We start from the raw sequence: 14,868 nt of genomic DNA on the forward strand, positions 1-14,868 counted from the left end.
TGCATCTCATCATTTTCTTACCCCCAAAATCTTTTTACCCGACTTCTGCAGGCGTCCAAGAAACGATTCGGAAGAGATTTTACGATGGCAGGCCTCGCGATTTTGTGCAACCGAAGCTGAGCCTTCTGGGACTGGTGTGGCGTGTGACGGAGCCACACCAGGATCGCGCAACTCTGGCTGGGTACGAGAGCATGGCTGCGTGCCGGTCGTTGACCGGCCGGTTGATTTAATCAACAGGCCGTGACGCGTCCCGCTGGAGACCAGCGATGATTTCCACGCTCTGGCGAGCGTAGCTACGTGATGATTTCCACGCTCTGACGAGCGTAGCTACCTACATGTCCCCGCCGGACTACAGGTCGGCGGCGTCCAGGTCGGGCGATTCGGCCGCGGCGATGGTTGCATCCAAGTCCATCTCTTGGACTTGCTCGACTTCGTTGTCCATATTCAGCACGATCTTGTCCTGCATGATTTCTTGCAGCACGATCGACATCTTGTCGTGGGTGTCGACGTTGACCAGGGCACGGCTGCCTTGGTTCAACTGGACGAGTCGCTTTTGAATCAAGGTGCTCAATTTGAATCGACCGCCGACCTTGTTGACGGTTTCTTCGTCTTTCAGTTCTTCGAGCATGTGTGTTTCTCCTGATGGTCTCTTAGGATTTGGCAGACTTGGGCGACGGCCGCATCGACCGAGCCGTTGATGATTTCGTATTGATAGCGGTGCACGAACCGCATTTCGCCCGCGGCCGTCTCCAAACGGCTCTGGATCCCGGCTTCGGTTTCCGTCCCCCGGTCGCGAAGCCGGCGTTCCAATTCGTCCATTCCGCCGGGATGGATGAACAGCGAAATGGGATCCGCTTCCAGATGCTCCATGACTTCGATCGCACCCTGGACATCGATTTCAAGGATGATCCAATCCCCCGCGGCCAAGCCCTCGGCGACTTCACTGCGCAAGGTGCCATACCAATGCCCCCTGCCGAACACTTCTTTGCATTCCAGAAAGGCGTCTTGGTCGCGAAGTTCCTGGAAACGCTGCTGGGACAGGAAATGATATTCTCTTCCGTCTTTTTCGCCAGGGCGCGGGGCTCGGGTGGTCGCCGAAACGCTCAACCGCAGCGGCAGCTCACAGTCGGACAACAGCCGCCGCGTCACCGTTGATTTCCCCGCCCCGCTGGGACCGGAAATGAGGATCAGTTGCGCAGAAGTCGATTCAGCCATTGTTCAAACACCGCCCTGCCGGGCTACTCCAGGTTTTGCACCAGCTCACGCATCCGCTCGATCGCGCATTTGATTTCCACGACGATCGCCGAGACATCGGCGTGGGCGGATTTGGAGCCGATCGTGTTGGTTTCTCGGAACATTTCCTGGATGATGAAATCCAGCTTTCGCCCGACCGGTTCGTCTTTCGTCGCGTTCTTTTCTCCATCGGGGGTCTCGCCCCGCAGCACCGATTGGAACAATTTCAGGTGGCCGTCCAAGCGGGTGACTTCCTCGCTGACGTCCGCCTTGTCGGCATACACCTGGACTTCGCGAAGCAGGTCGACCGCATTGACTTCGGCATCGTATTCGGCCAGCACCCGCTTGACTTTTCCCTCCAGGCGGACGCGATAGCTTTCGGCCGCCTGTGGGGCCAGTGATTCGATCGCACGCACATGGGCGGCAATCGTTGCGCATTCCCCCAGCAAGGTTTCGACCATGTGGGCGCCTTCTTGCTGCCGCATCGCCACCAGATTCTCCAGTGCATCGATCACGACCAGGCGAGTCTGCTGGAAGATCTTCTCCGCCTGATCTCCCTCGGGCAGCGACCCGGTCAGCACGCCGGGCAGCGTCATCAGCGACGCGACGTCCAGTGAAACGTTCGCTGCGGATGCCGCCCCGGCTTGGTCGATCGCCGTTTGGCACTGACGGATGTACCCGGCCAACACGGTGTCGTTGATCTGAACCGGTGTCTGGCCCTGCTGGCGTTCGACGTTGATCGCCAGGTTGACCGATCCCCGGTGCAGGTACTTGCGGACGACCGATTCGATCCGCGATTCGCCGCCCGAAAGCGCGTCCGGCGTCCGGATCGAACACTTGAATCCGCGGTTGTTGACCGTCCGCAGTTCGACCGTCAGGGTGCCGATGTCGGTCGGCCCCGCGGCCCGCCCCTGCCCGGTCATGCTGCGAATTTGCCCGGTCATGCTGCGAATTTGCCCGGTCACACCGCCAGTGTCGCCGGCCGCTGCGATGGTCGATTGGTCTGAAGCCATGCAGCCGCCCTATTCGGGATTCGACTCGGTCGATTCGGCCGCAGCGTCCTCGTCCGGAGTGGCTTCAGCCGGAGCGTCCTCGGCTGGGGTGGTTTCAGCCGGAGTCAACTCCATTGACGGTGTGTCGGCTTCCGGATCGGAATCGGCAGCCGGCTGGTCCGACGCTGCCGGTTCTTCCGACAGCAATCCGCTCAGTCCGCTCAGTCCGCCGGCGCCGGTGGCGTCCGCGGAATCATCGGCCGGCGACTGCAACGCGGGGGTGTCGTCGATGGGGTAGTCGGCGTCATCGGCGGTCAGCGGGGGAACCCCCAACGAATACATCGCGATGGCGCAAACCAAACCCCAGATGATCGCCGAAACGGCGGTGATCAGGGTGAACGTGTCTCCCGCTTTGCTGCCGAAGGCACTTTGGCCACCGGGTCCTCCCAGGGCACCGGTCAGCCCGCCGCCTTTGCCGCGTTGGACCAGGATCAGCAGAATCAGGAACACCGAAAGCATGAACATCAGCCATCCCAGCACGGCGCTGCCGAGAGAACCCAGGATCAAGGTCTGATTGGTAAACATGGTCATTGAAAATCCGTTGTCTGTCTTTGGATCGTAGGGAGGCCGACGGGAGATCAGCCGGCGTTGATGATTGCGACGAAGTCATCCACTTTTAAACTGGCACCGCCGACCAGGGCGCCATCAATATTCGGTTGTCCGAGCAATTCCTTGGCGTTTCCGGGTTTCACGCTGCCGCCGTACTGGATTCGCATCTGCTGGGCGACTTCGTCGGTGAACAATTCACCGAGCAGTTTGCGGATGAACGCATGAACCTCTTCGGCCTGCTCGGGCGAGGCGGTTTTTCCGGTGCCGATAGCCCAAACGGGCTCATACGCGATGACGACGCCGGACGCCCGGGCTTCGTCCAGGCCATCGAGCGAGCCGCGGAGTTGTTCTTCGACGACGGCTTCGGTCTTGCCGCCCTCGCGGTCGTCGAGCGTTTCGCCGACGCAGACGATTGGGACCAGATTGCCCGCCAGGGCGGCGGCCAGTTTCTCGCTGATCTGGGCATCGGTTTCACCCAGGATGGCGCGTCGTTCGCTGTGCCCCAGGATCACGTATCGGCACCCGCTGTCACACAGCATGGCGGCGTTGACTTCGCCGGTGTAGGCACCGTCGTCGGCCGGGTACAGGTTTTGCGCCCCCAGCCCGACCGCGGATCCGGCCAGCACATCGGCGACCCGGCTGAGGTAGACCGAAGGGGGACAGACGACGACTTCGACGGTCGGGTTTTCGCCGACGGCATCGGCGATGCCTTGGGCCAACGACGCGCCGTCTGCGGCACGTGTGTTCATCTTCCAGTTTCCGGCGATAATGGTTCGGCGGCTCACGCTGTCTTCTCCGGCAGGGGTGAAATGGTTTTTCCTAGTAATTTGGCGAGCGATTTCAGCTGGCTCGTCAATTCGGCATATTGTTCGGGCAACAACGCCTGGGGTCCGTCACTCTTGGCGACTTCCGGGCAATCGTGCACTTCAATGTGAATCCCATCGGCCCCGGCGGCCAAGCCGGCCATGGCGCAGGCGGGAATCAATTCGGGCTTGCCCGTGGCGTGGGACGGGTCGACGATGATCGGCAAATGACTCAGCTGCTGCACCAACGGGACGGCGGCGACGTCGAACAAGTTGCGTGTCGCCGGGTCGAAACTCTTGAGCCCGCGTTCGCACAGCACCACGTTGGGATTGCCCTTGGACAAGATGTACTCGGCACACATCAGCAAATCTGTGACCGTCGCCGACATGCCGCGTTTAAGCAACACCGGTCGCTGAGAGGCGCCGACTTCGTTCAGCAACGCGAAGTTCTGCATGTTCCGGGCACCGACTTGCAGCATGTCGGCGTACTCGGCGACCCGTCCGACCAACCGAGGGTCGGTCACCTCGGTCACGACCGGCATCCCATGGGCCTGGCCGACGTCCCGCAGTCGCTTCAGCCCCTCCTCGCCAAGTCCCTGGAACGCGTACGGGCTGGTGCGCGGCTTGTAGGCGCCGCCGCGAAACAGGTTGGCACCGGCCGCGGCGACCTGCTCGGCAATCCGGTGCATGCGGTCCTCTTCTTCGACGCTGCACGGCCCGGCGATCATGCCGACAAACCCGCCGCCGATTTTGACGCCGCTGACATCAATCACGCTGGATTCGGGATGGGCTTCGCGGGACGCCAATTTGTAGGGCGGCAGCACCGGGACGACTTGCGCGACCCCCGGAATGGAGCGCACCGATTCGACGACGATCTTGGATTCGTCACCGATGATGCCGACGATCGTCCGATACGTCCCACGCGAAAGGTGGGCCTTCAACCCCATCGCTTCGACACGCTCGATGACGTGGTCGACTTGCTCGTCAGTCGCTCCGCCCTTGAGAATCAGAATCACGGTGAATCGCAGGAAACAAAATGGGGAAGAATCGGGCCGGGAAAGGAATCGAAGCGGGAGAGTCTAGCGATCCGGGGGGCGGTTCGTCGAGGCCAAAGGTTTTTGCGGGGCGGAAAGACAGTCCCCGTGTTCTCCCAACTCGGCTCGGTTGGCCAAAGGCGACCTCCAAGGCAGGCCTAGCCCCAAACCCCTCTTTATTCCAGCGGTGATTGACGACACGATTCTCGAGTGGCCTGGGGAAACTGGAGACAAAATCCGGGGGGATTCGTCCATCCTGTCTTAATTGGCCCAGAACCGTCGATTTCTCTGGAAAAAGGTGACCGGATTCCTACAATTAACTGTCCCTTCCCATCACCGCGGTCGGGTGTGCCGTCGGTCGGGTGCGTTTTGTCGCCCGCCGATGAATCCCGATTGCGGTCCCGCCTACAAACTACCCGCTGGTTTTTCCGTGTTCGATCACCCGATCGCAATACGTCCCTACGACGTCCTGCCTCGCTACAACCGCTCGACCTTCGGATTGACGATCGCGCGTCCATCGCCGCTGGCCTGTTTGCTCGCCTGCCTCTGGATCGTCGCCGACGGGGCGTCTTCGCAGGCCGCCCCACCGGCCGATGAACAAACGGCGGCATCCGAGGCGCTCGCCGAATGGCAATCGAGCGGGTTGCCACTGATGCAGGCCTACTGTGTGGATTGTCACAACGAAGACGTCCAGGAAGGCGGCTTGGACCTGAGCCCCTTTGAAACGCTGAGCGACCTGACCACGGCGGAAGTCAAACGCGTGCTGGAAATGGTCCGCTTCGGCGCGATGCCGCCGGAAGACTACGACACGCCGGAGATCGAAGAACGCAAGTTGTTGGTCTCGTCGCTGGAGGCCACGATGTATTCCTCGACTTGCGATCTGACACCGCGAGCGGGAAAGGTCACCGTTCGGCGACTCAACCGAAGCGAGTACAACAACACCATCCGCGATTTATTCGGGATGGATCTGCGACCGGCCGATCGGTTTCCTTCCGATGAAGTCGGCGCGGGGTTTGACAACAACGGCGATGTGCTGTCGCTCAGTCCGATGTTGATCGAAAAGTTCATCGAAGCGGCGGAGTCCGTCTCGCGTCAAGTGATCGTCGATCCCGCCGACCTGCCGGAATTGCGTCTTGATGTTCCCCCCGACCAGATCCCGATTTATGGCGAGCCGAAGATCGGCAGTTTCAACGGCCGCTTTATTGATGGTGAAAGTTTTGCCTGGATCGATTTGGAAACGCCCTTTGACGGCGAGTACCGCATCGATGTGCGTGGCGGAGCGACCTCGAAAGATCGCGGCCGCGTGAACGTTGCGATTTGCGATGCCAGCGGAACGTTGCTGGCCACCGACGGGCTGGATTATTTCGGCGGAGGCGGTAGCGCGGATTCGATGAACAAGACCATTGAGTTGTCCAAGGGGAAACACCGCTTGATCTTTGTTCCCGTTTTGGATGATCGAGAGTTGAAGGTGGGGGAGACCAAGTTTGAATCCGTCACCAACCTGGATCCGGATCGCGTCAAATCGATCCTGGCAAAACGTGGCAAACCCGTCCCGGTAGAGCGAGGAATCGATTCGGATGCCTTTCCATTCATGTTCCGTTCCTTCAAGGTCAGCGGTCCGAGAAAGCATCCACGCGAGGCCCATCCGCCGAAGCAGTTTGAAATTGTCCGTCACGACGCGCTGAAGAAAGGAGGCCGTTATCGCGATGTGGAAAAAGTGGCGCTGAAGAATTTAAAACCACTGATGCAAATGGTTTTTCGTGGTCCGGTGACCGACGAAGAGGTTCGCCCTTACGCGGAATTGGTCGAACAGTCGGTCAAGGACGGGGCATCGTACCATCGGGCGACACAAATCGCATTGTCGGCAATCTTGGTCAGTCCGCGTTTCCTGTTTCGTGTCGAGACGCCGCCGGCCGACAGTCAACCGAATGCGTTCGGAGACGTTCCGCTTTCCCAACACCAACTCGCGACGCGGTTGTCGTACTTTTTGTGGAGCAGCACGCCGGATCAAACCTTGTTGGAACAGGCCGATCGCAATCAGTTGGACGTGGAACGATTGAAAGGCCACGTCGAACGCATGCTTGCCGATCAAAAGGCCGATGCGTTGGCATCGGATTTTGCCGCCCAGTGGTTGGGGCTGCGGAACCTGACCGATCACGAGGCCGACGGCAAACGGTTTCCGACGTTTGATGACCAACTGAAATCGGCGATGGTGCGTGAAACCGAAGCATTGTTTCTGCACATTTTGCGAGAGAACCTGCCGGTCGGCGAGTTCCTGACGGCCGACTACACGTTCGTCAATCAGCCGCTGGCCCGGCATTACGGATTGAACGTCGATGATGCGTCCCAGAGCGGTCAGCGGTATCAAAAGGTTTCGTTGTCCGGCACGCCCCGCCGCGGATTGCTTTCTCATGCCAGCGTATTGACGTTGACCAGCACGCCCAATCGCACCAGTCCCGTGCTGCGTGGCAAGTGGATTCTGGAAAACATCCTGGGGACCAAAGCGCCGGATCCGCCGGCGGGTGTCCCCGATTTAGATGAAGGGAAGTCTGCCGACAACAACGCAACGCTTCGCGAGCAGCTCGAACTGCACCGTCAAAGTCCGTCCTGTGCGTCCTGCCATCGTGTGATGGATCAATTGGGCTTCGGCTTGGATGACTTTGACGCGATCGGCCAATACCGTACCGAAGAGGGCGGCAAACCGATCGACGCCAGCGGCGCGCTGCCTGACGGGCGGTCCTTTAACGGGGGCGCCGAACTGAGCGGCATGTTGGCCGAGACCGAGATCGAGGGGCTGGCCCGAACGTTGGCCGAGCGATTGCTGACCTTTGCCATCGGCCGCGAACTGACACCCGACGACCGTTGCACGATCGACGAAATCATCGAACACACGCGTGGCAATCAATTTCGTTTGGCCGACCTGGTCAGCGAAGTCGTCCTCAGCCGCCAATTCCGATTCCAAACTTACGACGCCGACGCGACCAAACGGTAGCGAATCAACGAAGGAGAGAACTGAATGATGAGCACGAAATCAAAAATGATTCAGCGCAAGATGGTGGATCGTCGGACCGTCCTACGAGGATCCGCAGCGGTGCTGGGGCTGCCGTTGTTGGAGGCGATGACGCCGATGGCGAAAAGCGCGTTTGCGTCAGCCGAAGCGATTGAGCGTCCGGTACGCATGGCATGCATCTTTGTCCCCAACGGCGTGATCATGCCGCAGTGGAAACCGATCGTCGGCCCATCCGGTCAGCCGACCGATTGGGAATGCAGCGAGACGCTGCAGCCGCTGGCGCCACTGAAGCACAAGTTGAACGTGATCTCCAATTTGACCCACGACAATGGACGCGGCTACAAAGATGGTGCCGGCGACCACGCCCGTTGCGGCGCGACGTTCTTGACCGCGGCGCGTCCGCTGAAAACCAGCGGCAACATCCGCCTGGGCGTTTCGGTGGACCAGGTCGCCGCGTCTCAATTGGCCGGACAGACACGCTTGCCGTCGATCGAACTCGGAATCGAAGGCAGCCGCAACGCCGGCAGCTGCGATTCCGGCTACAGCTGTGCCTACAGCAGCAACATCTCCTGGCGCAATGAGACTCAGCCGATGCCCAAGGAGACGATCCCACGCTTGGCGTTTGAACGGATGTTCGGCAGCGGTGACTTGGCCGAGCGGCGGGAATCCAACCGGATTCGCAAGAGCGTATTGGATGTCGTTCGCGGCGACGCACAACGGCTGATGAAACAACTCGGCCGAACCGACCAGCGAAAAATGGACGAGTATTTTTCGGGGGTCAGGGAAATCGAGCAGCGGATCGAACGCAGCGAACAAGAAGACGCCGCGGCACTGCCCGATCTCGAGGTCCCCTTCGGTCGCGTCGAAGCGTTCCGCGAACACGCGCGGTTGATGTTTGATCTGATGGTGCTCGCCTTCCAAACCGACACGACGCGGGTGGCGACCATGATGCTGGACAATGCTGGCGGCAACCGACGCTACACCGAGATCGGCGTCAGTGATGGGCACCACGGAATGAGCCACCACCGCGACAAGCCCGAACTGGTCGCGAATCTGCGCAAGATCGATCGTTACCTGGTCGAGCAATACGCCTACTTCTTGGAGAAGCTCGACGCGACAGAGGACGCCGGCGGGTCGTTGTTGGATCAGTCGATGGTGCTCTACGGCAGCGGCATCAGCGACGGCAATCGCCACCGTCACGAAGATTTGCCGATCGTGCTGGCCGGCAGTGCGTCAGGACAGGTCGAAACCGGCCGTTACCTCGATGCCGGCAAAGAATGCCCGATGGCGAACCTGTTCCTCACCATGCTGGATCTGATGGGCACCCCTGCCGAATCAATCGGCGACAGCAGCGGACGTTTGACGATTTAGAACCGCGTCGCTGTTTGCGGTTCGAGGTCATGCGGTTCTTAAAATCAGCCTCCTGGCAGGGAGGGTCGAACGCAGCGAGGGGCAGAGACGCCAAGTCAAGGAATTCACCCTCCCTGGCAGGGAGGGTCGAGCGCAGCGAGGGGAGGGTCGATTGGATTAGTGACGGATTTGATCGCAGCGGAAGTTGCCAAGACGAATGCAGCGCGGGCCCTCTCGAGCGTTTGCTTGCTGCGCAAACGCCGTCTCTCCCGGAGAGAGAGGATCTAAACGGATTGCTAGAAGCCTCAATCATTCGATCGACATTCCGAGGCAGGCTGAAGGCGTAAACGCCTGTTAAATCAGAGGTTAAATGCCAAACGACCTCACCGGCGGGGAGGGCGTTCAGGGGGGCTGCCACAGTAAGATTTGAGGGCGGCGTGCACAAATTTGAATAAATCGCGGATTCCGGTCGACCACACACTTAGGGGGATGATTTCTTTTCCATTCGTGCTGGTTCGGCCGTGCCATGATTCGATCGACGCTCTTCGTCTTGTGCTGTCTAGCGAGTGGTCTGCCGATGCGGGCCGTTGCAGAGACGCCCCTCTCGACGTTTGGGGCGTTCGAGCCACAAGACGTCTCTGACCAGCCGGGCGCGAGCGAACTGGTCCCGGTCACGCCGGAACCGCTGAACGAACAAGGCGTCGCTGCCGAGGCTGCGTCGGAAAACGCGGCGCGAGCCACTGACGAGCCGACCACTGACGAGCCGACCACTGCGGACGAACCGTTGGGAAGTGGTCTGGATTTTGATCTGCCCTCGTTGGAGGAGTTTGCCGAGCAACCACTGCTGGTCCCGGTTGAAGCGCCGGCAACGCTGGCAACGCTGGACACGATCGACGAAGTCGCTCCCGTTGCCATTGAAGGCGGGATCCCGGCGATTTCTCGAATCACTCCGGCGGCGGTCACGCGGATCGCGGCCCCGACGATCTGGTCGTCCGGTGCGAGGAACCTGGACGAGCTGTTCGATATTCTGGTGCCGAATTACCAGCACGTGCATCAGGTCGCCACCGGTCCCAAGATGGGCATGCGGGGGATCATCAGCGACCGCGACGACAAGATTCTGTTGAAGGTCAACGGCCGGATCATGAACAACCGGAGCGAGGCGGGGGCGTACCATGAGCGGGATTTGCCGTTGATGGGCGATCTTCACCTGGTGGATTTCCTACGTGGTCCTGGCGGGGCGACGGACGGGCCGGGGGCGATCGCCGGTGTGATCAATCTGCAGACACACACGGGACTCACGTTCCAGGGATTTGATGCGACCGTGCGCCAGGGATTCATGGATGAATTCACGGCGACCGAGTTTCGCTATGGGCGAAAATTCACGGAGGAATCGGGTGTGTTTCTGTACTACGGATTTGCGACCCAAGACGGGGCCGACCAATCCGACGCACCGCTGGTATTTGGACGAACATTCCTTGCCCGAGACAACATTCCGGTCACGGCGGGCGAGCCGGTGACGTTCGACGTCCACGATGACGGGCGTTCCTATCGCTCCAAGCCGAAGCATAAGTTGCACGCGCAATGGACCGAAGGCAACTTGAACGCCTGGGTACGTTACACACGCGGCGGTCAACAGATTGATCCCGATCGGCGTGACATCGCGTTTGATCCGGTCGGCGTCGCACCTCTCGGCAGCAGTTTCGATGACTTGTTGACGTCCCAGGCCGGTTACCAACAGCTGACGTTTGCCGGCAAGTATCTCTTCGAGTGCACCGACACGTTCAACGTGGAATGGATGGCCAGTTGGGACCTGTTTGATTTCGAACGCTTCACTCCGCAGGGCGAAATCACCACCAACCGCGAAGACGAATTCTACACGCGTCTGCTCGCCCGCTGGACCCCCACCGAGCGGCACACACTGGCACTCGGCACGGCGTTGTCCTACGAGTGGTTTGGACTGCCGAGCCCGGGGTATCCGGGGTTGCCGGCCAACTCCGGGGGCGTGCCTCCGGACATCGAAGGCCCCTGGGAAACGGATACGTTTTCGTTGATGGGAGAATACGTGCTGCGATTCAATGAGCGTTGGACCGCCTTCGCCGGCCTCCGCAGCGACAAACACACTTATAGCGAGTGGCTGCTTTCACCGCGGGCGGCATTGGTGTTTGCGCCCAACGAACGAGACACCTACAAATCAATCTGGTCGGTGGCCAACCGGCGTGGGACCGATGGTGATTTGAGACGCCAATTCGTTCAGTCGGGAACGTTTGCCGAAAACGAAGAAAACGAAAGCGCGGAGTTTCGTTACGAGCGACGGCCCTGCGACCACCGTTTCTTCGCCGCCAGCGGATTCTATCAGCACTACACGGCGATCGGTTTTGATCCGACGACGGAGCCGCGCCAGCAGAACGTTCTGGGCAGCTTTGACATCGCCGGTTTGGAATTGGAAGCGTCCTATAAAACCGAGCAACGTCAATGGTCGATCTCGCACTCCTACACACAACTGATCAACGGAGTGCTTCCCGATCTGTCACGCAATCAAGGCATCACGGCAGAGCCTTACGGGTTTGGCAGCGACTTGGTGAGCTGGTCGCCTCAACAAACCAAACTGTACGCCAACCGAAACTGGAATGATCTCTGGAGCACCAGCGGGTCACTGCGGGCCTACTGGGGATTCCCCGGTGACGAGGACTTGGCCAACTACAACGCCAGTCTGCCGGATCCCAACGGATTTTTGCCATCTGCTGATCCGGGATACAAGAAGGCGTTTCGCGGCAGCTATTTCCTGGACTTCGGCATCCAACGCAACCTCTGTTGCGGCCAGGGTCGGATGCGGTTGGACTTCTACAACGTGCTCGGCTGGATCGACAAAGACCTGAATAAACGCAACGTGCTGCGTCGTGCCTACTATCGATCCGAAGCGGCGGCGATCGCGTTGACGTACCAGCAGAAGTTTTAGCGGGTGATCTGTCACGCCACGATTCGACAATTCTTGCCCGGCCGGTTTGCAATGACTAAGTTGAATAGAAACAGTATCGGAGGGAGCGTAGGCACTCGGCTGCCGATCTGCGGGGCAGAAAATCCAATGGAACAGCGGACGCCACCGAAAAGGTCCGCGAGGCCACCCATGCGCCGGATCCTTTCAACGCTTTGTCTCGCTCTGTGCTTTACCGCGCTGTCGCATTCATCCACCGCTGACGCCCAGCAAGCGGTTCGGAACCGTGAATACGATATCAAGGCGGGGTATTTCTTTTTTTTCGGCGGATACGTCCAATGGCCCAGCAATCCCTTTCAGGGTGCCGAAAAGGAATTCGTGATCGGCGTGCTGGGGAGCAATCCGTTTGGAACGCACTTGCGCCCCGGTCCGGATGGCTTCGTGATTGATTCCAGCCAATTCAGAAACTCGATTGGGAAGATTCAGCGAAAGAGAATCAAGGTGATCGAATACGACTCGGTCGATGAGTTTGAAATGAACTATCGTCCCTGCCACATCCTGTTCATCTCACGATCGTCGGCGCCAGGGTCGCGGGCCGAAACTGTGCAGGAACGAGTCAGTGTCGCCTTGCAAAAAACCAAAGGCCAGCCCGTGCTATTGGTCGGCGAAGCGGTCAACAAAAGAGAATCTGAATCGATCGCCGCATCCGGCGTGACAATTTGCTATTGGAATGATCTTAATGCGGACCGTCTGAAAATGATCATCAATCGCCAGGCCGAACGGAATGCGCAACTGACCATTCGCGCCCCCTTACTTCACTTGAGCATCGTGACATTGCTCTAAGACGCCAACCAGGACGCCCTATGATGCAGAACCTACATGACCTGTCGATCCGAATCAAGTTGATTGGATCATTGGTCACTGTAGTCAGTGTCGTACTTGTGTTGTCGACAGTTGCCGGGCTCGTGGAACATTATCAATCGTCCAAAGCGGCGATGGTAAACCAGTTTTCTGTCTTGGCGGATTCCTTGGGCGAAGCCAGCACAACGGCATTGGCCTTCTTTGATGACGAGACCGGTGCGGAAGTGCTCGCATCGGCACGCTTGGAACCCAAGCTTGTCTTTGTACAAACTTTTGATTCCGCCGGAAATCGCTTCGCCTCTTACAAACAATCAGATTCGGTTTCGGACGACGTGTTACTTTCTCCCGGACAAGACCAGATTCTTTTCAAGGGCGAGTTCCTGCACGTTTCCAAGCCGATCGTTTATGAGGACGAGGTGGTGGGGCGAATCTACTTACGCGCCAGCATGAGAAGTCTTTACGCGACCACGCGTCACAAGGTTTATCTCGCGACGCTTTCCTTGTTGATCTGTCTCGGCATCGCCGTCCTACTCGGCTCACTCTTGCAGCGGGCCATCGCCAAACCGATCCAGCAACTGGCTGCTGCGACGAAGAAGGTCGCCCGAGAAGGCGATTATTCGGCACGAGTCGACATCACCACCGGTGATGAACTCGGCGTATTGTGCGACGGTTTCAACACGATGTTGGAACAGATCCAACAGCGGGATCGAGAATTGGAAAAGCATCGCACGCACCTGGAAGAATTGGTGCACGAACGGACCAGTCGGCTGGAGGCCCAGACACAGGAGTTGACCGATTCCAACGAACGACTCGAACGCAGCAATCAGGAGCTGGATGATTTTGCCTACATCGTGTCGCACGATCTAAAGGAACCGCTGCGCGGTATCTCAAGGTACTCCTCCTTTCTGGCCGAAGATTACGGCGACCAGTTGGACCAGGCCGGGCACGAAAAAATCGAGACGCTCCAGCGGCTGTGTTTACGTCAGGAGAATCTGATCGATTCCCTGCTGCATTATTCCCGCGTCGGCCGCGCCGAATTCGCCATCGCCCCGACCGACTTGAATGAGATCGTCGAACAGGTGTGTGACATGATGCATGTCACGTTGGACGAACAGGGCGTCGACGTGCGAGTTCCGCGCCCCTTGCCGACCGTCAAGTGCGATTCGGTTCGAATCGCTGAAGTTTATCGCAATCTGATGACGAATGCGGTAAAGTACAATGACAAGCCGGAGAAGTGGATCGAGATCGGTTTCCTGCAACACGGTCAGGAGAACACGAATCTTCTCAAGCAAGACGGCGTCGTGTTCTATGTCCGCGACAACGGGATCGGTATTCGCGAAAAACATCAGCAATCCGTCTTCCGTATCTTCAAACGGCTTCACGCCCGCGACAAGTACGGAGGCGGAACCGGCGCGGGGCTGACGTTTGTCAAAAAGATTGTGGAGCGGCACGGTGGAAAAATCTGGCTTGAATCGACCTATGGTGACGGAACCACATTCTATTTCACGGTCGAACCGGGAGTGGTCGCATGAGTTACCCGTGTGTCGTTGTTGTTGGGCCGCACTCAATGAACAGGAGTCTTAAGGCAGATGGTCGACTGGAGCAATCAACCGATTTTGATCGTCGAGGACAGTCCGGAGGACTTTGAAGCGACGGTCCGCGCGCTACGGTCTTCGGGGCTTCGCAATTCCCTTCATCGTTGCAGCGACGGTGATGAAGCACTCGACTACCTGCACCGCCGCGGCGATTACGCGTCGGCCGAGGATGCACCGCGACCGGGAATCATCTTGCTGGACTTGAATCTGCCCGGGACCGACGGCCGCGAAGTGCTGGAGGAGATCAAGCAGTGCCCGGATCTAAAGAAAATCCCCGTCGTCGTGCTCACCACGTCCACCGACGAACGCGACATCGAAGCGTGTTATGAGTTCGGTGCGAACAGCTACATCCAAAAACCCGTCGATCTGGCGGGATTTGTCAATGCGATTCAGCGGCTGAAGGATTACTGGTTCCAAATCGTGGTGTTCCCCAAGACCGACGACTGACA

General features: G+C 59.0%; 12 protein-coding genes. 6 read left to right on the forward strand and 6 right to left on the reverse strand.

Annotated elements, in window-relative coordinates; all coding sequences use genetic code 11:
• Positions 1-349: 349 nt before the first annotated feature.
• From H1B37_RS14550 to aroF, 6 genes are read right to left on the reverse strand one after another with little or no spacing between them, the layout of a single operon-like run.
• Positions 350-628, reverse strand: a complete 279-nt coding sequence (locus tag H1B37_RS14550; protein ID WP_147869873.1) for a DNA-directed RNA polymerase subunit omega — start codon at positions 626-628, stop codon at positions 350-352.
• Positions 613-1,215, reverse strand: a complete 603-nt coding sequence (gmk, locus tag H1B37_RS14555; RefSeq protein WP_182867392.1) for a guanylate kinase — start codon at positions 1,213-1,215, stop codon at positions 613-615. Before gmk ends, H1B37_RS14550 begins: the two co-directional genes overlap by 16 nt.
• A 23-nt stretch (positions 1,216-1,238) precedes the next feature.
• Positions 1,239-2,246 carry a YicC/YloC family endoribonuclease gene (locus H1B37_RS14560; protein ID WP_182867393.1) on the reverse strand — a complete coding sequence of 336 codons (1,008 nt, stop codon included), beginning with the start codon at positions 2,244-2,246 and terminating at the stop codon, positions 1,239-1,241.
• Between the two features lie 9 nt (positions 2,247-2,255).
• Positions 2,256-2,816 (reverse strand): preprotein translocase subunit SecG, encoded by a 561-nt coding sequence (gene secG, locus H1B37_RS33835; RefSeq protein ID WP_286177760.1) that lies wholly within the window; start codon positions 2,814-2,816, stop codon positions 2,256-2,258.
• A 47-nt stretch (positions 2,817-2,863) separates the two neighbouring features.
• On the reverse strand, positions 2,864-3,619 hold the full coding sequence (gene tpiA / locus H1B37_RS14570; RefSeq protein ID WP_182867394.1) for a triose-phosphate isomerase: 756 nt from the start codon (positions 3,617-3,619) through the stop codon (positions 2,864-2,866).
• Entirely contained in the window at positions 3,616-4,653 is a 1,038-nt protein-coding gene (gene aroF, locus H1B37_RS14575) for a 3-deoxy-7-phosphoheptulonate synthase (RefSeq protein ID WP_182867395.1), read from the reverse strand. The genes tpiA and aroF overlap by 4 nt, the downstream gene beginning before the upstream one ends.
• A gap of 400 nt (positions 4,654-5,053) precedes the next feature.
• Between aroF and H1B37_RS14580 the strand changes: the two genes are divergently transcribed.
• The 6 genes from H1B37_RS14580 to H1B37_RS14605 all read left to right on the forward strand — a co-directional run bounded on the left by H1B37_RS14580 (position 5,054) and on the right by H1B37_RS14605 (position 14,866).
• Positions 5,054-7,663: a DUF1592 domain-containing protein gene (locus H1B37_RS14580; RefSeq protein WP_182867396.1), complete on the forward strand. Its 2,610-nt coding sequence runs from the start codon at positions 5,054-5,056 to the stop codon at positions 7,661-7,663.
• Positions 7,664-7,708: 45 nt separating this feature from the next.
• On the forward strand, positions 7,709-9,052 hold the full coding sequence (locus H1B37_RS14585; RefSeq protein ID WP_286177761.1) for a DUF1552 domain-containing protein: 1,344 nt from the start codon (positions 7,709-7,711) through the stop codon (positions 9,050-9,052).
• A gap of 556 nt (positions 9,053-9,608) precedes the next feature.
• Entirely contained in the window at positions 9,609-11,987 is a 2,379-nt protein-coding gene (locus H1B37_RS14590; protein ID WP_182867398.1) for a TonB-dependent receptor plug domain-containing protein, read from the forward strand.
• A 33-nt stretch (positions 11,988-12,020) separates the two neighbouring features.
• Positions 12,021-12,806 carry a YfiR family protein gene (locus H1B37_RS14595; protein WP_182867399.1) on the forward strand — a complete coding sequence of 262 codons (786 nt, stop codon included), beginning with the start codon at positions 12,021-12,023 and terminating at the stop codon, positions 12,804-12,806.
• Positions 12,807-12,826: 20 nt separating this feature from the next.
• Positions 12,827-14,356: an ATP-binding protein gene (locus H1B37_RS14600; protein ID WP_220498203.1), complete on the forward strand. Its 1,530-nt coding sequence runs from the start codon at positions 12,827-12,829 to the stop codon at positions 14,354-14,356.
• Between the two features lie 57 nt (positions 14,357-14,413).
• Complete coding sequence (locus tag H1B37_RS14605; protein WP_182867401.1) at positions 14,414-14,866, forward strand: response regulator; 453 nt, start codon at positions 14,414-14,416, stop codon at positions 14,864-14,866.
• Positions 14,867-14,868: the final 2 nt, after the last annotated feature.

It is taken from the genome of Stieleria mannarensis, from assembly GCF_014154935.1.
Taxonomy (GTDB): domain Bacteria; phylum Planctomycetota; class Planctomycetia; order Pirellulales; family Pirellulaceae; genus Stieleria; species Stieleria mannarensis.

What these genes read in the sequence shown, in the direction of transcription:
- H1B37_RS14550 (WP_147869873.1), bottom strand. Translation starts at nt 628, where the DNA reads ATGCTCGAAGAACTGAAAGACGAAGAAACCGTCAACAAGGTCGGCGGT.
- gmk (WP_182867392.1), bottom strand. Translation starts at nt 1,215, where the DNA reads ATGGCTGAATCGACTTCTGCGCAACTGATCCTCATTTCCGGTCCCAGC.
- H1B37_RS14560 (WP_182867393.1), bottom strand. Translation starts at nt 2,246, where the DNA reads ATGGCTTCAGACCAATCGACCATCGCAGCGGCCGGCGACACTGGCGGT.
- secG (WP_286177760.1), bottom strand. Translation starts at nt 2,816, where the DNA reads ATGACCATGTTTACCAATCAGACCTTGATCCTGGGTTCTCTCGGCAGC.
- H1B37_RS14580 (WP_182867396.1), top strand. Translation starts at nt 5,054, where the DNA reads ATGAATCCCGATTGCGGTCCCGCCTACAAACTACCCGCTGGTTTTTCC.
- H1B37_RS14585 (WP_286177761.1), top strand. Translation starts at nt 7,709, where the DNA reads ATGATTCAGCGCAAGATGGTGGATCGTCGGACCGTCCTACGAGGATCC.
- H1B37_RS14590 (WP_182867398.1), top strand. Translation starts at nt 9,609, where the DNA reads ATGCGGGCCGTTGCAGAGACGCCCCTCTCGACGTTTGGGGCGTTCGAG.
- H1B37_RS14600 (WP_220498203.1), top strand. Translation starts at nt 12,827, where the DNA reads ATGATGCAGAACCTACATGACCTGTCGATCCGAATCAAGTTGATTGGA.
- H1B37_RS14605 (WP_182867401.1), top strand. Translation starts at nt 14,414, where the DNA reads ATGGTCGACTGGAGCAATCAACCGATTTTGATCGTCGAGGACAGTCCG.